The sequence below is a fragment of the Adlercreutzia sp. ZJ473 genome, assembly GCF_013185065.1.
In the GTDB taxonomy this organism is placed as follows: Bacteria; Actinomycetota; Coriobacteriia; order Coriobacteriales; family Eggerthellaceae; genus CAAEEV01.
This window is the reverse complement of the sequence record NZ_JAAVTO010000006.1, coordinates 1-21,918: the sequence shown is the minus strand read 5'-3', so window position 1 is coordinate 21,918 and position 21,918 is coordinate 1. Positions and strand designations below refer to the sequence as shown.

At 66.8% G+C, this 21,918-nt stretch carries 16 protein-coding genes; 15 read left to right on the top strand and 1 reads right to left on the bottom strand.

Annotation, left to right across the window (positions count from 1 at the left end):
• The first annotated feature begins 35 nt into the window (after positions 1–35).
• The 7 genes from HRL41_RS02015 (at position 36) to HRL41_RS01985 (ending at position 6,144) form a co-directional block, all read left to right on the top strand.
• Positions 36–689: an HAD family hydrolase gene (locus tag HRL41_RS02015; protein ID WP_172135299.1), complete on the top strand. Its 654-nt coding sequence runs from the start codon at positions 36–38 to the stop codon at positions 687–689.
• 203 nt (positions 690–892) lie between these two features.
• Positions 893–1,351 (top strand): hypothetical protein, encoded by a 459-nt coding sequence (locus HRL41_RS02010; RefSeq protein WP_172135298.1) that lies wholly within the window; start codon positions 893–895, stop codon positions 1,349–1,351.
• Positions 1,352–1,363: 12 nt separating this feature from the next.
• Entirely contained in the window at positions 1,364–3,016 is a 1,653-nt protein-coding gene (locus HRL41_RS02005) for an AarF/ABC1/UbiB kinase family protein (RefSeq protein WP_172135297.1), read from the top strand.
• Positions 3,017–3,081: 65 nt separating this feature from the next.
• Entirely contained in the window at positions 3,082–3,852 is a 771-nt protein-coding gene (gene rlmB / locus HRL41_RS02000; RefSeq protein ID WP_172135296.1) for a 23S rRNA (guanosine(2251)-2'-O)-methyltransferase RlmB, read from the top strand.
• Between the two features lies 1 nt (position 3,853).
• Entirely contained in the window at positions 3,854–4,396 is a 543-nt protein-coding gene (locus HRL41_RS01995; protein ID WP_165170855.1) for an NYN domain-containing protein, read from the top strand.
• A 360-nt stretch (positions 4,397–4,756) separates the two neighbouring features.
• Complete coding sequence (locus tag HRL41_RS01990; RefSeq protein ID WP_172135295.1) at positions 4,757–5,236, top strand: helix-turn-helix domain-containing protein; 480 nt, start codon at positions 4,757–4,759, stop codon at positions 5,234–5,236.
• A 5-nt stretch (positions 5,237–5,241) separates the two neighbouring features.
• Positions 5,242–6,144 (top strand): DUF4097 family beta strand repeat-containing protein, encoded by a 903-nt coding sequence (locus HRL41_RS01985; protein ID WP_172135294.1) that lies wholly within the window; start codon positions 5,242–5,244, stop codon positions 6,142–6,144.
• A gap of 283 nt (positions 6,145–6,427) precedes the next feature.
• On the opposite strand, the gene HRL41_RS01980 is transcribed toward HRL41_RS01985, so the two are convergent.
• Entirely contained in the window at positions 6,428–6,835 is a 408-nt protein-coding gene (locus tag HRL41_RS01980; protein WP_165170849.1) for a pyridoxamine 5'-phosphate oxidase family protein, read from the bottom strand.
• 300 nt (positions 6,836–7,135) lie between these two features.
• Between HRL41_RS01980 and HRL41_RS01975 the strand changes: the two genes are divergently transcribed.
• The 8 genes from HRL41_RS01975 (at position 7,136) to HRL41_RS01940 (ending at position 21,608) form a co-directional block, all read left to right on the top strand.
• Positions 7,136–8,353 carry an IS110 family transposase gene (locus HRL41_RS01975; RefSeq protein ID WP_172135293.1) on the top strand — a complete coding sequence of 406 codons (1,218 nt, stop codon included), beginning with the start codon at positions 7,136–7,138 and terminating at the stop codon, positions 8,351–8,353.
• 610 nt (positions 8,354–8,963) lie between these two features.
• Positions 8,964–9,779 (top strand): endonuclease domain-containing protein, encoded by an 816-nt coding sequence (locus HRL41_RS01970; RefSeq protein WP_172135292.1) that lies wholly within the window; start codon positions 8,964–8,966, stop codon positions 9,777–9,779.
• Positions 9,780–10,664: 885 nt separating this feature from the next.
• Positions 10,665–14,201: a DNA-directed RNA polymerase subunit beta gene (locus tag HRL41_RS01965; RefSeq protein WP_172135291.1), complete on the top strand. Its 3,537-nt coding sequence runs from the start codon at positions 10,665–10,667 to the stop codon at positions 14,199–14,201.
• Positions 14,202–14,203: 2 nt separating this feature from the next.
• Positions 14,204–18,607, top strand: coding sequence for a DNA-directed RNA polymerase subunit beta' (locus tag HRL41_RS01960; protein WP_172135290.1), 4,404 nt, complete (start codon positions 14,204–14,206; stop codon positions 18,605–18,607).
• 216 nt (positions 18,608–18,823) lie between these two features.
• The gene (gene hisE, locus HRL41_RS01955; RefSeq protein WP_172135289.1) at positions 18,824–19,243 is read left to right on the top strand and encodes a phosphoribosyl-ATP diphosphatase; all 420 of its coding nucleotides are present in this window, start codon (positions 18,824–18,826) and stop codon (positions 19,241–19,243) included.
• Entirely contained in the window at positions 19,243–20,616 is a 1,374-nt protein-coding gene (gene glmM / locus HRL41_RS01950) for a phosphoglucosamine mutase (protein WP_172135288.1), read from the top strand. The genes hisE and glmM overlap by 1 nt, the downstream gene beginning before the upstream one ends.
• A gap of 282 nt (positions 20,617–20,898) precedes the next feature.
• Complete coding sequence (locus tag HRL41_RS01945) at positions 20,899–21,261, top strand: type II toxin-antitoxin system Phd/YefM family antitoxin (RefSeq protein ID WP_165170821.1); 363 nt, start codon at positions 20,899–20,901, stop codon at positions 21,259–21,261.
• Positions 21,258–21,608, top strand: a complete 351-nt coding sequence (locus HRL41_RS01940; RefSeq protein ID WP_172135287.1) for a type II toxin-antitoxin system RelE/ParE family toxin — start codon at positions 21,258–21,260, stop codon at positions 21,606–21,608. The genes HRL41_RS01945 and HRL41_RS01940 overlap by 4 nt, the downstream gene beginning before the upstream one ends.
• Positions 21,609–21,918: the final 310 nt, after the last annotated feature.

Sequence of the window (21,918 nt, the reverse complement as noted above, 5' to 3'; positions counted from 1 at the left end):
CGCCGCCCGCCGGAAGGCAGGAGGAAAGCCGCTGCATGTCACATGAGATACAGGGCGTGCTGTTCGACCTGGACGGCACGCTCATCGACACCCATGACCTGATCCTGTCATCGTTCCGCCACGCCACGCGAGAGGTGCTCGGAAGGGAGTTTCCCGACGAGGTGCTCATGCAGAAGGTGGGGCAGCCGCTCGTGGTGCAGATGTGGGACTTCGCGGACGACGACGCCACCCACGAGCTGCTCGTGCGCACCTACCGCGAGCACAACCACTCCGTCCACGACGCCATGGTGCATACGTTCCCGCAGGTGAAAGAGGTGCTCGAGGCGCTTTCCGCGGAAGGGTGCCCCATGGGCGTGGTCACGTCGAAGCGGCATGCGCTCGCGCAGCGCGCTCTCGACGTGCTCGGCATCGCGTCGAACTTCAAGTTCCTGGTGGGCCCCGACGACTACCCGGCGCACAAGCCCGACCCCGGCCCGGTGGAGCACGGCTGCGACCTGCTCGGCCTGCGCCCCGAGACGTGCCTGTACGTGGGCGACAGCCCGTTCGACATGCAGGCGGGCAACGGCGCGGGGTGCGTGACGGTCGCCGCCACTTGGGGCATGTTCCCGCCCGAGGTGCTCGCCGCCGAGGGCCCCGACTTCACGCTCGCCTCCATTTCCGAGCTGCCCGCCCTGCTCGCGCGGCTGTAAGGCGGCTCGTCCTCGCGGATTGCGGGCCTGCGGGCCCCGCGCTCGTTCGCGGGTCGCATGCTGCCTCGGCAACGGCTCGCTCCCGGGCGTGGTTTTTCGCCGCCCCGCGAGCCTGCGCTGCGCGAGGTGGTAACATGGGAGGCGGGGCCTGCGCACGTGGCGCTCCCCCAGGCGAATGAGTCACGAGGATTCGGAGGCACACCATGTCGAGCATCACCGATGGGTTCAGGGACGCGTTTCTCGCTGGCGTAGGCGCGGTAGCCATGGGCGCCGAGAAGTCGAAGGAGCTGGTCGAGCAGCTGATCGCGAAGGGCGAGATCACGGTCGACCAGGGACGCCAGCTCAACGAGGAGCTCAAGCACCAGGCCGTCACGGCGACCACGACCCTGCGCGAGGAGTCGATCGCCGCGCAGCTGTCGGCCATGACGGCGCAGGAGCGCGAGGCGTTCGCCGCCAAGGTGGCTGAGATGGCCGCCGCGGCCAACGCCAAGGACGCGCTCAAGGACGAGCCCGCCGCCGAGCCCGCGCCTGCCGCAGCTGAGCCGGCCGCTCCCGCTGACGCCGCGCCCGTCGCTGCCGCAGCCGCAGCCGCAGCCGACGCCGCAGCCGAGCCCGCGCCTGCGGAAGCCGAGGCCCCGCAAGGAGAGGCGCCTGCCCAGTAGGCAGGCCACCGCATGGCTGACAACACGCTGCTCAAGTACATATTCAGCGAGCAGGTCGAGGTGGACCCCGAGGGGCGCTTCGACCTGTCTCCCAAGACGCGCCGCGCGCGCATGGCCGAGATCCTGAAGATCGTGCGCAAGCACAAGCTCATGAGCTCGGTCACGCCCGAGGAGTTCCGCGCCATGCTCGAGGACCTGGGGCCCTCGTTCGTGAAGATCGGGCAGACGCTCTCCACGCGCTCCGAGATCCTCCCGCAGGCGTACTGCGACGAGCTCTCCAAGCTGCAGGCCGAGTGCGAGCCGCTTCCCTTCGCGGACATGCTCGCCGCGCTCGACGCCGAGTACGGCCCGCGCCGCCCGGAGATCTTCGCCGAGATCGACCCCACGCCGCTCGGCAGCGCCAGCCTGGCGCAGGTGTACCGCGCGCGCCTGGCCACGGGCGACCAGGTGGCGGTGAAGGTCCAGCGCCCGGGCGTGAAGGCCACCATGGCGCTCGACATCGACATCATGCGCATGCTGGCGCGGCGGGCCTCGCGCGTGATGAAGGACGACCAGTTCCTCGACTTGCGCGAGGTGGTCGAGGAGATGTGGCAGACGTTTCTGGAGGAGACGGACTTCCGCCGCGAGGCCGAGAACCTCGAGGAGTTCGCGCGCCTCAACGAGAAGTGCGCGTTCATCGGCTCGCCGCACGTGTACTCCGAGCTGTGCACCGAGTACGTGCTCGTCATGGAGTACGTCGAGGGCATCCCCATCAACCAGTCGGCGCGGCTTCTCGCCGCGGGCTACGACCTCGAGGAGATCGGCGTCAAGCTGCTCGACAACTACGCCACCCAGGTGCTCGACCACGGCTTCTTCCACGCCGACCCGCACCCCGGCAACCTCATCATCCGCGGCGGGCAGATCGTCTACATCGACCTGGGGATCATGGGGCGCCTGAGCGACCGCGACCGCGCGGGGTTCACGGGCATCATCAAGGCGGTGGGCAACCGCGACGCCGCCGAGCTCAAGGAGGCGCTCATCCGCTTCGCCGTGCAGAAGGACAACTCCGTCATCGACCACACGCGCTTCCTCGCCGACCTCGACGGGCTTCTGGCTGACTACGGCTCGGTCGACATCAGCCAGATCGACGTGGGGAACATGCTCAACGACATCATGGCGCTCACGCGCTCGTGCCGCGTGATGCTGCCGAGCTCGGTGACGAACGTGGCGCGCGGGCTGGTGACGGTGGAGGGCACGGTGGCTGCCTACATCGCCGACCAGAACATCGTGTCCATCATCAACGACCACCTCAAGCGCGAGGCGGACAAGTCCGAGATGCTCGCGTCGGCGCTGCAGGAGCTCGCGCTCGCGCTGCGCGCGTCGGGCAAGGGGGCGCTCGAGGCGTCGGCCTACGCGGGCGAGACGCTCAAGATGCTCACGCGCGGCCAGCTCAAGGTGAACATGGAGATGACCGGCTCCGACGAGCCCTTCCGCAAACTGTCGAAGCTGTTCACGCGCGTGACCTTGGCGCTCATCGTGGCGGGGCTGTTCATGGGGTCGTCGATGCTGTCGCTGTCGTCGATGGAGCCGCGCGTGCTCGGCGTGCCCGTGCTCGCCGCCGTCGGCTACGTGAGCGCGTTTCTGCTGTCGGTCTGGATCGTGCTCGACATCTGGCGACGGAAGTAGGGCGGCGTGTTACACTAACGGCTCACGTTTGGCTCCCGTTCCCGATGTTTCGAAGAGGCAGTCCCATGGCAGACTACATAGAAGGCAAGCGACCGGTCGTCGAGGCGCTGCGCACGCACGTGCCCGTGAAGCGCATCCTCATGGCCGACAACGTCCAGCGCGACGGCCTGATCACCGACATCCTGCGCAAGGCGCGCAACCTCGACGTGCCGGTGGCGAGCGTCCCGCGCAAGAAGCTCGACGAGCTGTCCGACCACGGCAGCCACCAGGGCGTCGTCGCCGAGGCCGAGCCGTTCGAGTACGTGAACGTGACCGCCGTCCTCAAGGCCGCGCAGCGCAGCGCCGAGGAGCACGACGGGCGCGCGCTCGTGGTGGTGCTCGACCACATCACCGACGCGGGGAACCTCGGCGCCATCGCGCGCTCGGCCGAGTCGGTGGGGGCCGCGGGCATCGTCATCCCCAACAAGCGCGCGGCGCGCGTGACGGCCGCCACCTACAAGAGCTCGGCGGGCGCCATCGCGCACATCCCCGTGACGCAGGTGGCCAACATCTCGAGCTGCCTCGAGCGCCTGAAGAAGGAGGGGTTCTGGGTGGCCGCCGCCACCGAGCACGCCGCCGACTACATCTGGGACGCCAACCTCAAGGGCAAGATCGCGCTCGTGCTCGGCAACGAGGGCGAGGGCGTGTCGAGCCTCGTTCTGGGCAACTGCGACTTCGGCGTGAAGCTGCCGCAGGTGGGCGGCATCTCCTCGCTCAACGTGGCGCAGGCGTCCACCGCCTGCATGTACGAGTGGCTGCGGCAGAACCGCACGGCGGCCGAGGGGCTGCGAGGGTAGCGTGCCGCGCCAACGCAAAAAGCTGCTGATCGTCGACGGCTACAACGTGCTGCGCTCGGGCAGCCGCTACAAGCTGGTCTCCGCGACGCATCCCGACTACACCGACGACACGTTCAACACGGCCCGCGAGCGCCTCATCAACGACGTGGTGAACTACGCGGGGCGCGAGTGGCGCGCCATCATCGTGTTCGACGGCGCGTACAACGAGTTCTCCCAGGGCGAGGTGGAGACGGTCGGCGGCGTGCAGATCATGTTCTCGCCGGCGGGCCAGTCGGCCGACAAGGTGATCGAGAAGCTCGCGCACGACGCGCGCGAGCGCATGATCGAGACGCTCGTGGTCACCTCCGACGCCACCATCCAGGACACCGTGTTCGGCGGCGGGGTGGACCGCATGAGCGCCGAGGGGTTCTCCCACGAGGTGGGCATGTACTACACGGAGGCGCGCCTCGACGAGGCCCCGAAGGTGGCGCGGAAGAACACGGTCGCCGACCGCATCAGCCCCGAGGCCCTCGCCAAGCTCAAGGCCCTCCGGGACGGCAGGTAGGGCACGCGGCGTCGCCGCTTCTCCCCGGTCGTCCCGAGCGAGCGAAGCGAGTCGAAGGGCCTGGCCGCAAGCGCGGGCGCGAACGTGAGCGCGAACGCGCTTGCGAACGCGAGCGCAAGCACGAGCGCGAATGCGAGCGCAAGCACGGAACGCGGGCGCTCGCGTCATCATGCGTCCTCTCAGCGCCGGCCCTTCCAGAGGGGGCCCGCATTTTTATTTTGCGCGAAACACCTGGTCAGGGGCGATTGCTACCAGCGGTTGCGCAAAATGGCTATCAGAGTTGCTGGCAGGTGGCTGAACGCTACCGTAATCTGGGAAGGCGAGACCAACATGACAGTCGCGAAGAGGAGAGGTTCCCGCATGAACAGAGAGATCGCCCCGCGCCTTGCCAGCTTGCGGCGGGAGAAGGGCCTGAGTCAGGAGGAGCTTGCCGCGCAGCTGGGCGTGTCGCGGCAGGCCGTGTCGAAGTGGGAGCGCGGCGAGGCGGCGCCCGACACGGGCAACCTCGTAGCACTCGCCGACCTCTACGAGGTGACGCTCGACAGGCTCGTGCGAGGGGAAGAGGGGAGGGCGCCGGTGCCTGCCGTGTCCGCACTCGCGCCCGCGTCGGTGCCTGTCGCGTCTGTTCCCGCCCCTGCCCCTTCGCGCTCCTCGCGTGGCGCGTGGCGCTCTTTTCCCTATCCGGTGGCGTGCGCGCTGTTCTACCTGCTGACGGGGTGCTTGTTCGGATGGTGGCACCCGGGGTGGCTCGTGTTCCTCACCATCCCGCTGTATTACTGGATCGCGCGCATCATCGAGGATGACCCGAACTATCGCGCTGAGCACAACGGACAGGAGTAGGCGCCATGACCAAGCTGACGAGGAAATCACGCAACAAGATCATCGCCATCGTGGTGTGCGGCGTGCTCGTGATCGGCGGGCTGGGCGCCTGCATGGCGGGATGGGCTCATCTGGGGCCGTGGGGCCTGTGGGCCGCGCCCGCGCCGGCGGGCGAGGTCGCGGCGAACACGAAGGAAGTCTCCACCAGGTACGTCGACGCTGGCGAGGTGCGCTCGCTTGACATCGACTGGGCGGCGGGCTCGGTCATCGTGCGCGTGGCTGACGACAGCGAGACGGACGGCCGCGTCAAGCTCGTGGAGCGGCAGGCGGGCATGATCGCGCGCTCGCAGCAGATGCAGTGGTCGGCATCAGGTGGGGTGCTGAGCGTGCGGTACGGCATGCCGGGTGGCTTCTTCGGCTGCATGGCCGTGAGCGGCGTGAGGCACCTGGAGGTGGTCATCCCGCGCAGCACGGCTGGCGAGCTGCTTACGGTAAAGGTCAACGGCGCGTCGGGCTCCTACGACCTGTCGGGGCTCGCGTGCGAGACGCTGAGCCTCAACGTGGGGTCGGGCGGCGTCAAGGTGGCCGACGTGCGAGCCGACGTGCTGGACCTCGGCGTGGCGAGCGGGCAGGTGGACGTCGCCGGCGTCTTCTCGCAGAGCGTGCGCGCTGACGTGGCGAGCGGTCACGTCAGCGTGGCGTGCGAGCAGGTGATGCCGGGCGACGCGCGCGTCAACGTGGCGAGTGGGCGGGTCGACCTGGCTCTTCCCGACGAAGGCGGCTTCACGGCGGTCGTGGAGAAGGTGTCGGGCTCGTTCTCGTGTGACTTCGACGCACGGCAGAGCGGGAACACCTACGTCTACGGAGACGGGAAGGCGCGCTTCGACTTCGGCATCGTAAGCGGCCGCGTCGCGCTCAACGCCAGCTAGCGCGCCTGCCCCTCGCCGGACTTGAGGTCTTGCCGGACGGAGGGCAGGCGCGGGCGGTGCGGGGCTTCTGCAGGGCGCGGGGCGTGCAGCAAGATGCACGAGGGTGCTGTAACAGAAGTCCTGAGCAGCCGTTTTGAGCCGCTGCATTTTGAAAGGAGATGCAAGAAACCCGCCACAATTGCGGCGGGTTTCTTGTTGATGGGGCTTTTGCTGCAGCTCCTTGTTTTGTGCGAGATGTCCGTTTAGGGGCGTTGCCGTCGGCGCCTTGCTTATCGGCGCTGCGCTAGGCGATCTGGTCGCCGGCGGTGGGGCCGGCCGCCGAGGTGTAGACGGCGTCAACGTGCACGAACACGCCGCCCTTCGCCTTGATGGGCATGCCGATCTGCGCGAACTTCGCGTCGGCCTTCGCCTTCTGCTCCTCGAGCTCGGCTCCCTCGGCTATGCGCGCGGTGCCGTGGATCTGGTAGGCGTCGTGCCCCTCCCAGAACGCCACCGCCACCTTGGCGTTGGCCAGCACGTTGGCGTGCGTCTTCTTGAAGAACTGGTCGGACAGGTAGATCGTCTCGTCGTCGATGACCCACTTCATGCCCACGATCGACGCGTTGGGCTGCCCGTCGGCGGTCGCGGTGGCGAACGCGACGGCGGGCACCTTCTCGAACAGCTCTTTGACTTCCTGCGGCATAACGGCCATGATTCATCCTCGTATATTCTTTCTGCCACTGTTTTGGGGTGTGGCACCCACCGCTTCCAACGCAGCGGCAGCGTTTCTTTACTCTCGACAACGAATATGGGATAAAGAACGCATCATGGGCGGAGGGCGCAGCGCTTGTCCTAGAGTCCGGCTCTGTCAGAAAGGATTGCGCCTCCGGCCCGCAGCGTGACGCGAATAAGGCTGGATGACCGTTTCAGGGGTCGCATGTCCAACGAGGCTGCGTGCTGCGGATGCCGAAGGAGACCTTCGCTCGGACGGATCGAGCGAAGGGAGCGAGCCTTGCAGTACATCGGAATCGACGTCGCCAAGAACGCCCATGTCGTCGCATCGCGCATGGCGGACGGAACGCCACATGGCAAGGCATTCCAGTTCGCGAATGACGAGCGCGGGTTCAGATCCCTGCTCGATCGCTTCGCCGAGCTCGGGGTGGAGCGAAACGACTGCATCGTCGCCATGGAGTCCACCGGCCACTACTGGCTGGCGCTGTGGTCGTTCCTCGACGATCACGGATACCCCGTCGCGGTGGTGAACCCGGTGATGACCGACGCGTTCCGCAAGGCGGATTCGGTGCGCAAGACCAAGACAGATGCGATCGACGCGCTCCTCATCGCCGAGTACGCCCGCTTCAAGTCCCTGGGGCCCACGCCGATCGCGCCCGAGGTCGCCGACAGCGCCAAGATCCTCACGCGCTACCGCGCCCATCTCGTCGCCGAGAGGACCGCCCTCAAGAACCGCGCGGCCGCCGCGGCCGACCGCGTGTTCCCCGAGCTGGAAGGATGCTTCTCGTCGAAGCACTCCGCCACGAGCCGGGCGGTACTGGCTGAGTTCGGCACGCCGGCCCGCGTGGCGGCCACCGACATCCGCACCCTCACGCGCGTGATCCGGGAAGCCAGCCATGGACGCCACGGACGCGAGAAGGCCGAGGAGGTCAAGGCTGCGGCGAAGGCGTCGGTGGGGTCTGTCTGGGCAACTGACGCGCTTGCCTTCGAGCTTGCCCACATCACGGCCCTCATCGACCACATGGACGAGGAGATCGCGGCCCTCGATGCCAAGATAGCCGAGATCGTCGCTGGCCCCATGGCCGATCTTCTGCGGACGATCCCGGGGATAGGGCCCGTGAACGCCGCCGTCATCTTGGCCGAGGTCGGGGACCCTGCCCGCTTCGGGGGGCCCTCCAAGCTCTACGCCTACGCGGGCATCGACGCCTCGAAGTTCCAATCCGGCAAGTTCGACGGCACCGAGCAGCACATGTCCAAGCGCGGGTCGTCGTATCTGCGCTATGCGCTCATGGTGTCTGCCGACAAGGCGAGGATGCGCGACCCGTACTTCGGCGACTACTACGACTCCCTGAGAGCGCGCGGCAAGCATCATTACGTCGCGGTGTCGGGCGTTGCGAGGAAGCTATGCGGCGTGATACTGGCGGTGATGAAGGAGAGACGGCCTTACGAGAGGCGGCCCTCCGTCCAAGCACAGCAAAAGGAGCTGACGTCTAGCTGAAGTTCGCAACTCCGGCATCGAATTCCCTCACGGCCGCTGAAGCGCGCGGCTCGGACAGGTGCGCCCGAAGCCGGCCCGATGGGCGCCCTTTATCCCATATTCGATTGTCAAAGTTCTATCTAAAAATGTCTCGGAAACCCCTTGACATCATTTAGCTGGTCTTTCTCGCAGCCTTTGCTTGCCAGGTAAATAGTACGCCTTTTCCATGCCTCCCTTCGCTCAAATGGGAAATCTTGTCGCTGCGCCAAGCTCCAGGGGCTCTCATGGCGTACAATGCCGTTGAATTGTCCTAGGACAACGGCATGCTGCAAAGATTGCTCTGAAGAGTGAGGCTGCGGCGCCACTCCCCGCCATGTTCCCGCTGGATTGCTGAGAAGATTCGCCAGATATCCGCCAGGTTGGGACGCGCTCTTCGACGGCTTCGCGTCATGCTTCGATGGAGCCTTCTTGCAAGACGTGCGAAACGGTCTCGTGGTACTGTTTCCGCATGAAGCTTTTCCTCGCTGGCATATCGGCAGCTCAATGGTGGTCGCGCGCTCAGACGCGAGGCTTGCCCTCCAACGCCTTCGACTACCAGGCTCTTGCCGGCTGCTCCCCGACGGCTTCCTCCTTGAAGTACCTTGAGCAGGCCGTGCCTTACGTGGAGAAGCCCTACCAGCTTCTCGTCCCTTCGAAATGCGATACGAGGAAGGCCGAAGGCGTCGAGACGCATGTTTCTGCGTTTCGGTACGGTGCGGGCTCGTTCATCCGCGTGGCGAACGGCCTATACGTCGCATGCCCGGAGCTCTGCTTCGTGCAGCTGTCGGCGAGCGAGCCTTTCCTCAACGCAGTGAGCTGGGGCTACGAGCTGTGTGGAGCTTATGCGGTTGACGCAGGCGAGGAGTCGGGCCTCTCGGGACGTGCGCCGCTCACCACGACGGCTGCCATCGGCGACTATCTGAGCAGGAGCCCTGGTTTGCGCGGGCTGCCGTCGGCGCGACGGGTGCTTGCCCAGGTTCGCGACGGCTCCGCATCGCCTCGCGAGACCGATCTGGCGATGCGCATAACGCTTCCGGGAAAATGGGGAGGCTACGGCATTGGCGGAGCGCGGCTGAACCTTCGCATTGACATGGGGGCTCGGGCTCGGTCGCAGACAAGCCAGGGCTATTACGTAGCCGATGTGTGCTGGCCGGAGAAGAAGCTGGTCGTTGAGTATGATTCCGACCTTCACCTCACCTCGTCAGGGATTGCCCATGACGCCGCGAAGCGCCGCGCGCTGGAGGCGGCTGGGTACAAGGTCATCACGGTGACGAGGCTCCAGCTTGACAACCTGGTTGAGATGGACCGGATCGCACGGGCGATAGCTCGCCGTCTGGGGGTTCGTCTTCGTCCGCAAGCTGCCGACTTCAGGCAGTGTCAAAGCGCCCTGTTCTCCGTGCGGGCATAGCTGCTTGCGCTGCCAGCCTGCTGATGAGCGCCGTGGAACCGAAGGCCGTGGGGCCGAAGGCCCGAAAGCCCGGGGGCCGTGGGGCCGAAAGCCCGAAAGCACGGAGGCCGTGGAACCGAAAACTCGAAGGCCGTGGAGGCCATGGGGCCGAAGGCCGCTGTGGAGCTAAAGGCCGTGGAACCGAGGACCGTGAGACCGAAAGCTGCGGAACCGACAACGGCGTTTTTCCATCCACTTGTTTGGGGAAGGTGGATGGAAAACGCTCGTTGTCGGTGGTTTGAACCTCTGAAATCGCCGACAACGCGGGTTTTGCAGCCGTTTTCTCCGGGAAATCGCCGATAACGGCCTCTTTTCATCCAGAATCGCCAACGGGTGGATGGAAAACAGCCGTTATCGGCGATTCACCCTGGGGAGGGCGAATGGAGGCAGCTTGCCTAGAGAGAGCAGGCGGAGGCAGCTCGCCTCAGGGAGGGCAAATGGGAGCAGCTTGCCCTGGTGGAGGGCGAAGGGGGGATGGCATCCCCAGGGAGATTGATGGAGAAGATCTTCTTTGGGAGACGGATGCCAGCAGCCTGCTTCGGGGAAGCGCATGGCAGCAGCCTTCCCCGGGGGCATGTGGCAGCAGCCTCCCTAGCGAGGCTCATGACAGCAGCCCTCCCGGGGCATGTGGCGACGGTCTGCTTCGGGGAAGCGCATGCCGTCAGCACGCCCCGGGAGGGCGAACGACGCCCGTCTTGCCTGATCGCGCGGGGTTTTCCGGCCTCAAACTCCAGCAAATTTCCACAGCTCGTTAAAATTTTTCTTGACTGCGCCTCAGGGGCGTTGTATTTTAGCAAATTGCAACTTTTTGCAGATTTGCGATGCGCGTGAAGGAGGAAAAGCCTCGTGGCTCAAGGAGAAAATACCGCTTCCACCAGCCTTTATAGGAATCGCAGAAGCTTCGCCAAGATTCCCGACGTCATGGACGTCCCGAATCTGATCGGCATCCAGACGGATAGCTTCGAGTGGTTCAAAGAAGAGGGCCTGACCCAAGCCTTCGCCGACGTCTGTCCCATCGAGAACAACACGAAGGACATGTGCGTCGAGTTCGGAAGGCATGAGTTCGGCGACCCCAAGTACACGGTCGATGAGTGCAAGGAGAAGGACGTCTCCTACCAGGCTCCGCTCTTCGTGGAGATCCGCTTCATCAACCGCGAGACGGGCGAGATCAAGGAGCAGGACGTGTTCATGGGCGACTTCCCGCTCATGACCCCGCGCGGCACGTTCATCATCAACGGCACCGAGCGCGTCGTCGTGTCCCAGCTCGTGCGCTCCCCGGGCGTCTACTTCGCCGCCGAGCGCGACAAGACGTCTGACAAGACCATCTACAACGCGAAGGTCATCCCGAGCCGCGGCGCGTGGCTCGAGTTCGAGACCGACAAGCGTGACCTGCTCTCCGTGCGCATCGACCGCAAGCGCAAGCAGCCGGCGACCCTGCTCGTGCGCGCGCTCGGCCTGGCCGAGACGAACGAGGAGATCATCGAGCTTCTGGGCAACTCCGAGATGGTGCTGCGCACGCTCGACCGCGACCCCGCCACCACCAAGGAAGAGAGCCTCATCGAGCTCTACAAGCGCTTCCGCCCCGGCGAGCCGCCCACCATCGACAGCGCCCGCACGCTGCTCGAGGGCCTGTTCTTCAACCCGCAGCGCTACGACCTGGCGAAGGTCGGCCGCTACAAGATGAACAAGAAGCTCGGCTACGACCCCGACGAGAACGTCTCCTCCACGCTCACCGACGAGGACATCGTGCGCACCATGCGCTACATCATCGCGCTGCACGAGGGCGAGGAGGGCTTCGCGACCGACGACATCGACCACTTCGGCAACCGCCGCATCCGCACGGTCGGCGAGCTGATCCAGAACCAGTTCCGCATCGGCTTGTCCCGCATGGAGCGCGTCGTGCGCGAGCGCATGAGCATGCAGGAGCCTGACGAGATCACGCCGCAGAGCCTCGTGAACATCCGCCCCATCGTGGCGGCCATCAAGGAGTTCTTCGGCAGCTCCCAGCTGTCGCAGTTCATGGACCAGACCAACCCCGCCGCCGGCATCACGCACAAGCGCCGCTTGTCGGCGCTCGGCCCGGGCGGCCTGTCGCGCGAGCGCGCCGGCTTCGAGGTCCGCGACGTCCACACCTCCCACTACGGCCGCATGTGCCCCATCGAGACGCCTGAAGGCCCCAACATCGGCCTGATCGGCTCGCTGGCGACCTACGGCCGCATCAACCCCTACGGCTTCATCGAGACCCCGTACCGCCGCGTGGTCGACGGCAAGGTGACCGACATCGTCGACTACCTGACCGCCGACGAGGAGGAGAACTACGTCATCGCCCAGGCGAACGACCTGTTCGACCCCGAGACGCGCGAGTACGGCTCCTTCGACAAGGACGGCAACTGGGTCAAGGCCGCCCGCGTGCTCTGCCGCACCAAGAACGCCGCCGGCGAGTTCGGCGAGCCCGACGAGGTGGCGCCCGAGCTCGTGAACTACATGGACGTGTCCCCGCGCCAGATGACCTCCGTGGCCACCTCGCTCATCCCGTTCCTCGAGCACGACGACGCGAACCGCGCCCTCATGGGCTCGAACATGCAGCGCCAGGCCGTGCCGCTGCTGCGCCCCACGGCGCCGCTCGTGGGCACCGGCATCGAGCACCGCATCGCGGTGGACTCCGGCGAGATCCTCGTGGCGCAGCGCCCCGGCGTGGTCGACTACGTCGACGGCCAGACCATCATCATCCTGAACGACGAGGGCGAGTACGACGAGTACCTGATCCCGAAGTTCCAGCGCTCCAACCAGTCCGGCTGCATCAACCACCGCCCGCTCGTCCGCAAGGGCGACGAGGTGGCCGCGGGCGACGTGCTCGCCGACGGCCCGAGCTGCGACGGCGGCGAGCTGGCGCTCGGCCAGAACCTCATGATCGCCTACATGCCGTGGGAGGGCTACAACTACGAGGACGCCATCATCGTGTCCGAGCGCGTGGTGGCCGAGGACCTGCTCACGTCCATCCACATCTCCGAGTACGAGGTCGACGCGCGCGACACCAAGCTCGGCCCCGAGGAGATCACCCGCGAGATCCCCAACATCTCCGACGACATGATCTCCGACCTGGACGCCGACGGCATCATCCGCGTGGGCGCCGAGGTGTTCCCGGGCGACGTGCTCGTGGGCAAGGTCACCCCGAAGGGCGAGACCGAGCTCACCGCCGAGGAGCGCCTGCTGCGCGCCATCTTCGGCGAGAAGGCCCGCGAGGTGCGCGACACCTCGCTCAAGGTGCCGCACGGAAGCGGCGGCCGCGTCATCGGCATCTACCGCTTCTCCCGCGACAACGGCGACGAGCTGGCGCCGGGCGTGAACGAGCTCGTGCGCATCTACGTGGCCCAGAAGCGCAAGGTGCAGCAGGGCGACAAGCTGTCCGGCCGCCACGGCAACAAGGGCGTCATCTCGCGCGTGCTGCCCGTGGAGGACATGCCCTACCTCGCCGACGGCACCCCCATCGACGTCATCCTGAACCCCCTGGGCGTTCCCTCACGCATGAACGTCGGCCAGCTGCTCGAGAACCACCTGGGCTGGGCCGCGAAGTGGGGCTGGTCTGACGAGGAGGAGACCGACGAGGTGGTCGAGGGCCCGATGTACGTGGCCACGCCGGTGTTCGACGGCGCCACCGAGGACGAGATCTCGGACGCCATCGAGAAGGCGAACCGCAACCTCATCAACATGAACCACAAGAAGTACGGCGACATGGCCCGCGACGAGCTGGTCCCCCAGCTCTCCCGCACCGGCAAGACGTGGCTGTACGACGGCCGCACGGGCGAGCAGTTCCGCGAGCCCATCACGGTCGGCCAGACCTACATCCTGAAGCTCGGCCACATGGTCGACGACAAGATCCACGCTCGCTCGACCGGTCCCTACAGCCTCATCACCCAGCAGCCGCTCGGCGGCAAGGCCCAGTTCGGCGGCCAGCGCTTCGGCGAGATGGAGGTGTGGGCGCTCTACGCCTACGGCGCCTCCAACGTGCTGCAGGAGATCCTCACGGTCAAGTCCGACGACACGGCCGGCCGCGTGAAGAGCTACGAGGCCATCGTCAAGGGCGAGAACATCCCGGCGCCCGAGGTGCCCGAGTCGTTCAAGGTGCTCGTGAAGGAGATGAAGTCGCTGTGCCTCAACATCGAGCTCGAGGGGCGCAACAACCAGGTCCTGAGCGAGGACGAGACCGGGCAGGACGATCTTGACCAGGCGCTGTTCGAGGCAATCGCCGCCGACGCCCGCAAGACCGAACAAGAGGAGACCACCAGCGCCATCGACGACATCGCGGCGGAGCTGGGAGAGCTCATGAGCGAGGTCTCCCAGGCAACCGGCAACGACCTCATCGGTGAGGGAGAGGAGGCTTAAAGATGACCACGGAATTCGACGTGAACAATTTCGATGCCCTGCGCATCTCCCTTGCCAGCGCAGAGGACGTGCGCAGCTGGTCGCGCGGCGAGGTGAAGAAGCCCGAGACGATCAACTACCGCACCCTGAAGCCCGAGAAGGACGGCCTGTACTGCGAGAAGATCTTCGGTCCCACCAAGGACTGGGAGTGCGCCTGCGGCAAGTACAAGCGCGTGCGCTTCAAGGGCATCGTGTGCGAGCGCTGCGGCGTCGAGGTGACCCGCTCCAAGGTGCGCCGCGAGCGCATGGGCCACATCGAGCTGGCAGCTCCCGTGAGCCACATCTGGTACTTCAAGGGCTCGCCCTCGCGTCTGGGCTACCTGCTCGACATCCCGCCGAAGGAGCTTGAGAAGGTCCTGTACTTCGCCAGCTCCATCATCACGAGCGTCGACAAGGAGGCGCGCGAGGAGGACGCCGAGGACCTGCGCGACGAGCTGGCCGCCGACCTCGAGGAGCTCGACGCCGAGCGCGACCGCATCATCGAGGCCACCCGCAAGCTCTCGACCGACTACGTGCCCGAGGACGACGACTTCGTCGACGACGTCGACGAGGACGAGCGCCTCACGCCCGAGGAGGTCGAGGAGGAGATCGCCGACATCTACGAGGAGTTCAACGAGCGCAAGGCGCTGCGCCAGGACGCCTTCGACGCCTTCATGAAGATCGAGTCCAAGCAGCTCGTCCCCGACGAGGCGCTCTACCGCGAGATGCGCGCGAACTACCGCGACTACTTCACGGGCGGCATGGGCGCCGAGTCCGTGCGCGACCTGCTCGAGGCCATCGACCTGGAGGCCACGGCCGAGGACCTGCGCGAGGTCATCGCCACGGGCAAGGGCCAGAAGCGCGCCAAGGCCATCAAGCGCCTCAAGGTGGTCGACGCGTTCCTCAAGTCCGACAACAAGCCCTCCGACATGATCCTCGACGTGATCCCGGTCATCCCGCCGGATCTGCGCCCGATGGTCCAGCTCGACGGCGGCCGCTTCGCCACGTCCGACCTGAACGACCTGTACCGTCGCGTGATCAACCGCAACAACCGCCTGAAGCGCCTGCTCGACCTCGGCGCGCCCGAGATCATCGTGAACAACGAGAAGCGCATGCTGCAGGAGGCCGTCGACTCGCTGTTCGACAACGGCCGCCGCGGCCGCCCCGTCACGGGCCCGGGCAACCGTCCGCTGAAGTCCATCTCCGACATGCTCAAGGGCAAGCAGGGCCGCTTCCGCCAGAACCTGCTCGGCAAGCGCGTCGACTACTCCGGCCGCTCGGTCATCGTCGTCGGCCCGCAGCTCAAGCTGCACCAGTGCGGCCTGCCGAGCCAGATGGCCCTGGAGCTGTTCAAGCCCTTCGTCATGAAGCGCCTGGTGGAGCTCGAGTACGCCGCCAACATCAAGGCTGCCAAGCGCGCGGTTGACCGCGGCGCCAGCTACGTGTGGGACGTGCTCGAAGAGGTCATCCGCGAGCACCCGGTGCTGCTGAACCGCGCGCCCACCCTGCACCGCCTCGGCATCCAGGCCTTCGAGCCGGTGCTCGTCGAGGGCAAGGCCATCAAGCTGCACCCGCTCGTGTGCACCGCCTTCAACGCCGACTTCGACGGCGACCAGATGGCCGTGCACGTGCCGCTCGGCGCCGAGGCCCAGGCCGAGGCCCGCGTGCTCATGCTGTCCTCCAACAACATCAAGTCGCCGGCCCACGGCCGCCCGCTGACCGTGCCCACCCAGGACATGATCATCGGCCTGTACTACCTGACCGCGGCGCGCGACGGCTTCCCGGGCGAGGGCCGCGCGTTCATCGACATCGACGACGCCATGAACGCCTACGACGCCCGCGCCGACCTCGACCTGCAGGCCAAGATCTGGGTGCGCCTGCGCGTGGACTGCAAGGTGGCCACGGCCTTCGGCGTGTTCGAGGAGCACAAGGCGGGCGACCGCATCCAGACCACGGTGGGCCGCATCATCTTCAACAACGTGCTGCCCATGGACTATCCCTTCCTGAACTACGAGATGAACAAGAAGGAGATCAGCCGCCTGGTCGAGGACGTCACCAACACCTACGAGCTGTCCGAGGTGCCGCCGATCCTCGACGGCCTGAAGGACGCCGGCTTCCACTACGCCACGCGCGCGGGCGTCACCGTCTCGGTGTACGACGCGACCGTGCCGCCGAACAAGGCCGAGATCCTGGCCGCCGCCGACGAGAAGGTCGCCGCCATCGACGAGGACTACGAGTTCGGCCTGATGAGCGAAGACGAGCGCCACAAGCAGATCGTCGACATCTGGAACGCCGCCAACGAGGAGGTCGGCGAGGCCATGGCCGACAACTTCGACAAGTTCAACCCCATCTACATGATGGCGTTCTCCGGCGCCCGCGGCAACATCAAGCAGATCCGCCAGCTCGCCGGCATGCGCGGCCTGATGTCCGACCCGAAGGGCGAGATCATCGACCGCCCGATCAAGGCGAACTTCCGCGAGGGCCTGTCGGTGCTGGAGTACTTCATCTCCACGCACGGCGCCCGCAAGGGCCTGGCCGACACCGCCCTGCGCACCGCTGACTCGGGGTACCTGACCCGCCGTCTGGTGGACGTGGCTCAGGACGTCATCATCCGCGAGATCGACTGCGGCACCCCCGAGGGCGTGCCCTACCCGATCCTCAACGAGAAGGGCGACCTCGACGAGAACCTCATCGGGCGCTGCCTGCTCGAGGACGTGGAGACCGCGGGCGGAGAGGTGCTCTTCGCCGCCGACACCTACGTCACCTCGATGGCCGACCTCAAGAAAATGCAGGCCGCGGGCGTGGAAGAGGTGGTCATCCGCACCATCATGACCTGCCATGCCGAGCACGGCGTCTGCCAGAAGTGCTACGGCTGGGACCTCGCCACGGCGCGCCCGGTCAACATCGGCACGGCGGTCGGCATCATCGCCGCCCAGTCCATCGGCGAGCCGGGCACCCAGCTCACGATGCGCACGTTCCACACCGGCGGCGTCGCCGGCGAGGACATCACGCACGGCCTGCCGCGCGTCCAGGAGCTGTTCGAGGCGCGCAAGCCGAAGGGCCTCGCCGTGCTCGCGGAGATCGCCGGCACGCTGCAGATCGCGGGCGACAAGACGTCCAAGACGCTCACCATCCACGACCAGGAGGGCAACTTCCGCGAGTACGTGGTGTCGGCGCGCGCCCAGATGCTGCCGGGCGTGACCGACGGCTGCGAGGTCAAGGTGGGCCAGCAGCTCACCAAGGGCTCCGTGAACCCGCACGACCTGCTGCGCCTGACCGACCCGAACACCACGCTGCGCTACATCGTGAGCCAGGTCCAGGGCGTGTACGTGTCCCAGGGCGTGGACATCAACGACAAGCACATCGAGGTCATCGCGCGCCAGATGCTGCGCAAGGTGGCCGTGCTCGACGCGGGCGACTCCGACTTCCTCCCGGGGCGTCAGGTCAACCGCTTCGAGTTCGAGAAGGCGGCCAACGAGCTCATCGCCGAGGGCAAGGAGCCGCCGGTGGGCCAGCCGCTGCTCCTGGGCATCACCAAGGCGTCCCTGGCGACCGACTCGTGGCTGTCCGCCGCGTCGTTCCAGGAGACCACCAAGGTGCTCACCGACGCCGCCATCGAGGGCAAGACCGACCATCTGGCCGGCCTGAAGGAGAACGTCATCATCGGCAAGCCGATCCCGGCCGGCACGGGCCTCTCTCGCTACCGCGACGTGCGCCTGACCTACAAGGGCCGCCCGGTGAGCCCGGTTGCGGGCGACGTGCTGCCCGACTACGCCCCCGACGCGCTGCGCGAGATCGAGGACCTGCTGCCGCAGCCGCAGGACTGGTCGCTTGACGCCGACGGGTACTTCAACGCCGGCTCGAGCTTCGGCGGCTACTACAGCGCGCTGTCGATGGGCCATCGCGGGCACAACCTCTCCGACGAGGACGCGCGCCTCTACATCTACGACGACCTGGGCGTCTCGCAGCGCTGGGCCAACAAGTTCTCCGAGGCGGGCATCGAGACGGTGGCCGACCTGCTCGGGCACACCGAGGAGGACCTGCTGCGCATCGAGGGCATCGGCGTGAAGGCCATCGAAGAGCTCAAGGAGGGCTTGGAGGAACGCGGCCTCATGCACGTGATCGAGGACGACCTGGCGGCGACGAGCGACGACATGTCGCAGCTGCTCGACATGGTGTTCTCGCCCGACGACACCATCCTCATCGGCGGCGACGAGCCCCCGACGTTCAACACCGACGGCGAGGAGATGCTCGGCGAGGCGCTGCCCCCGCGCTCCTACCAGCGCAACCTCGAGGAGCTCGACGCTCTCCTGGGGTCCGTGGGCGGCCTGGGCTTCGGCCTCACCAGCAAGGAGGACGAAGAGGCGTCCAACAGGCTGGACGACTAGCTGCTAGCAGAAGGGGGCGCGCGAGCTTGCGCGCCCCCTTGCTTTGGCGGGGGGATCTGCCGGTGCGGGAGGCGGGGCAGAGCTCAGTCGCTCGGACAGTCCTGCTCGCGCGAACAGCCCTCGGCTGTTCGGCTCGTGCGGAACTCGCTTGGTGAGCACCGCCCCGCCTCCCTGTGGGGGCGTCTCCCTGCCGAAGCGTTTGACGAAGGAATGACTATGGCGGACAAGACCTATGTACCTGAGGGCGAGGCGGCGCCTGCCTCGCAGATCGGCGCGACGCTCGAGGCGCTCGCGGCCACCATCGCGGCGCGCCGCAGCGCGGGCGCGGAGAGCTACACGCACCAGCTTCTGTGCGGGGAGCTGGACCGGCCGCTGAAGAAGGTGGCCGAGGAGGCCGTCGAGGTGGGCCTGGCGGCGAAGGACGCCGACGCCGCTCAGGGCGCCGACCGCGGCGCAGCGGTCGACCACCTGCGCTACGAGGCGGCTGACGTGGTATACCACCTGATGGTGGTCATGGAGCGCTTCGACGTCTCGATCGACGAGTTCGCCGCCGAGCTCAACAACCGCATGACCGACGCGGAGCGCCCTCAGGGCGCGGTCCGCTTGCACGACGAATTTGTGAGAAGGGGAAAGTAATGGCCCGTCTTTTTGGAACTGACGGCGTTCGCGGCGTGGCGAACGTCGAGCTGACGAACGAGATCGCCTACCGCCTGGGGCAGGCGTCCGCCGAGTTTCTCGGCAAGACCATCGTGGTGGGCAAGGACACGCGCCTGTCGGGCGACATGCTCGAGGCGGCGCTCGTGGCCGGCATCACGAGCGCGGGCGGCACGGCGCTGCTCGCCGGCGTGATCCCCACGCCGGGCGTGGCGCTGCTCGTGCGCGAGCTCAACGCCGCGGGCGGCGTGGTCATCTCGGCCTCGCACAACCCACCGGAGTACAACGGCATCAAGCTCTTCGACGCCGAGGGCTTCAAGCTGCCCGACGCGGTGGAGGACGAGATCGAGGCGTTCATCACGGCGGGCGGCCTCGAGGGCCGCGTGGCGGCCGCGCGCGCGGCGGGCGACGAGGAGGCCGCGATGCCCTCCGGCCCTGACCTGGGCGTTGCCGTCGAGGTCGAGGACGCCTGCGAGATCTACGTGGAGCACGCGGTGCGCTCCATCGAGCGCCAGGGCATCAGCTTCGCCGGCATGACCATCGCGCTCGACACGGGGCACGGCGCCTCCTCGCTCACGAGCCCCGCGGCCCTGAAGCGCCTCGGCGCCGACGTGGTGGTGATCAACGACGACTACGACGGCACCGACATCAACGTGAAGTGCGGGAGCACCCACCTCGAGCCCCTGCGCGAGCTCATGGCCGAGAGCGGCGCCGACGTGGGCATCGCGCACGACGGCGACGCCGACCGCGTGATGCTCATGACGCCGGCGGGCGACGAGATCGACGGCGACATCGTGGAGGCCGTGTGCGCGCTCGACATGAAGAAGCGCGGCGTGCTCGCCGGCAACACGGCCGTGTCGACGGTGATGTGCAACCTCGGGTTCGTGCACGCCATGCGCGACGCCGGCATCGACGTGGTGCAGACCAAGGTGGGCGACCGCTACGTGCTCGAGGAGATGCGCGAGCACGGCTACGCCATCGGCGGCGAGCAGTCGGGGCACATGATCCTGCTCGAGCACAACTCCACGGGCGACGGCCTCATGACGGCCGTGCAGTTTCTGGCCGCGGTCAAGCGCTCGGGGGTGCCGGTCGAGGAGACCATCAAGGTCATGACGAGGTTCCCGCAGGTGCTCATCAACGTGCGCGTGAAGGACAAGCACGCGGTGGGCGAGAGCGCGCAGGTGGCCGAGGCCGTGGCGGCGGCGGAGGCCGCGCTCGGCGACGACGGCCGCGTGCTGCTGCGCCCCTCCGGCACCGAGCCGGTGGTGCGCGTGATGGTGGAGGCGCTCGACGAGGCAGCCGCCGACGAGCACGCGAAGGCGATCGCCGCCGTGGTCGCCGGCGTGGAGGGTTAGCCACGACGCCAGCTCGACGTGCGAGTTCGGAGCGCCTGCAAGGCGCGTAAGGCGTGAGGGCCGGGATTGCATCTGCGATCCCGGCCCTTTTTGCGCATCTTGCTCATGACACTGGAGGCACCTGTGCTCTGGGGCATCGATGGTGCAGATGCGCGGCAAGCAAGCTATGCGGTGTCGGGGCGACGCTCGCATAGGCAGACCGTCTTCTTGATCTCCTTGAAATTGCATATTAAAATACGGAAGATAGTATGCAATCTACAGTGCATTACAAGGAGGATCAACATGACGCCTGCTGTTCTCGAGAAGCCGAGGTTCAACGTCGATCAGCTCACTTCTGCCACCGAGGCGGCGAAGAGATTCTCCGAGGTGCGCAAGCGCGCGAAGAAGGAGCCTCAGTTCATAACGGATCGCAATGCGGTCGACTCCGTCATCATGTCTTATGAAGAGTTCGAGGCCATGTACTGCGAGCTTGCGGGTTACCGCGAACGCGAGCTGCTCGCCGTCGCTGCCGCGCGCATCGCCGAGGGTGACGTCGACGCGGGCCGCGAGCGCGTCAGCTTAGAAGACGCCATGGGCGAAGACGGCTACGCCGCGTACCTGGCCTGCGACGCTGACTCCGTTTCCGACGAGGACCTGTTCGAATGAGCGGCAGATTCCAGGTGGTCTTCTACAACGAGGCCGCCGCCAAGGAGTACCGCAAGCTCGACGGCTCGACGAAGAAGCTGGTCAACGTAGCGCTCAAGAAGCTGGAGACGCGGGCTGACGAAATCGGCACCCCTCTCGAGCGTGAGCTGTCGGGCTGCAAGAAGCTCAAGTGGCGCAATGCCGGCCTTCGCATGGTGTTCAGGATTGTCGACGAGAATACCGTTGAGGTCGTGGAGATCATAGCGATCGGGCAGCGTGACGACGAGCGGGTCTACAAGCTTGCAACGCGCAGGCTCGAGGCGCCTGGCGGCAGGATCGGGGTGAAAGGCAAGAAGCCTGAGCATTAGGCGATCTCTTCGCATGGAGGCGCTTAGCAGGAAGGGGGCGGAGCCGCATCTTGCAGCTCCGCCCCCTTCCTGCGTCAGGGGATGTCGTGCGCGACGCGGCGTCGGGGCCTTGGGTCCGACGCCGCGCCTGAGCATTCGCTACTTCCGCCTTCCCAGGGCGCCGAGCAGGCGGCTCAGGAGGCCGGGGCGCTTGGCGGGGCGGGGAGCCTCGCGGCGGGCCAGGGCGTTCTCGCGCGCCGCCTCGGCAGCCTGCTTGGCGGCGTCGGCCGCGGCGGTCCCGGCGTTGCGGGCCGCCTGGCGAGCTGCCCGC

Bases quoted from the DNA above. Each gene is read 5' to 3' on its own strand.
- HRL41_RS01985 (WP_172135294.1), top strand. From the start codon at position 5,242: ATGACCAAGCTGACGAGGAAATCACGCAACAAGATCATCGCCATCGTG.
- rlmB (WP_172135296.1), top strand. From the start codon at position 3,082: ATGGCAGACTACATAGAAGGCAAGCGACCGGTCGTCGAGGCGCTGCGC.
- HRL41_RS02015 (WP_172135299.1), top strand. From the start codon at position 36: ATGTCACATGAGATACAGGGCGTGCTGTTCGACCTGGACGGCACGCTC.
- HRL41_RS01980 (WP_165170849.1), bottom strand. From the start codon at position 6,835: ATGGCCGTTATGCCGCAGGAAGTCAAAGAGCTGTTCGAGAAGGTGCCC.
- glmM (WP_172135288.1), top strand. From the start codon at position 19,243: ATGGCCCGTCTTTTTGGAACTGACGGCGTTCGCGGCGTGGCGAACGTC.
- HRL41_RS02010 (WP_172135298.1), top strand. From the start codon at position 893: ATGTCGAGCATCACCGATGGGTTCAGGGACGCGTTTCTCGCTGGCGTA.
- HRL41_RS01945 (WP_165170821.1), top strand. From the start codon at position 20,899: ATGACGCCTGCTGTTCTCGAGAAGCCGAGGTTCAACGTCGATCAGCTC.
- HRL41_RS01990 (WP_172135295.1), top strand. From the start codon at position 4,757: ATGAACAGAGAGATCGCCCCGCGCCTTGCCAGCTTGCGGCGGGAGAAG.
- HRL41_RS01960 (WP_172135290.1), top strand. From the start codon at position 14,204: ATGACCACGGAATTCGACGTGAACAATTTCGATGCCCTGCGCATCTCC.
- hisE (WP_172135289.1), top strand. From the start codon at position 18,824: ATGGCGGACAAGACCTATGTACCTGAGGGCGAGGCGGCGCCTGCCTCG.
- HRL41_RS02005 (WP_172135297.1), top strand. From the start codon at position 1,364: ATGGCTGACAACACGCTGCTCAAGTACATATTCAGCGAGCAGGTCGAG.
- HRL41_RS01940 (WP_172135287.1), top strand. From the start codon at position 21,258: ATGAGCGGCAGATTCCAGGTGGTCTTCTACAACGAGGCCGCCGCCAAG.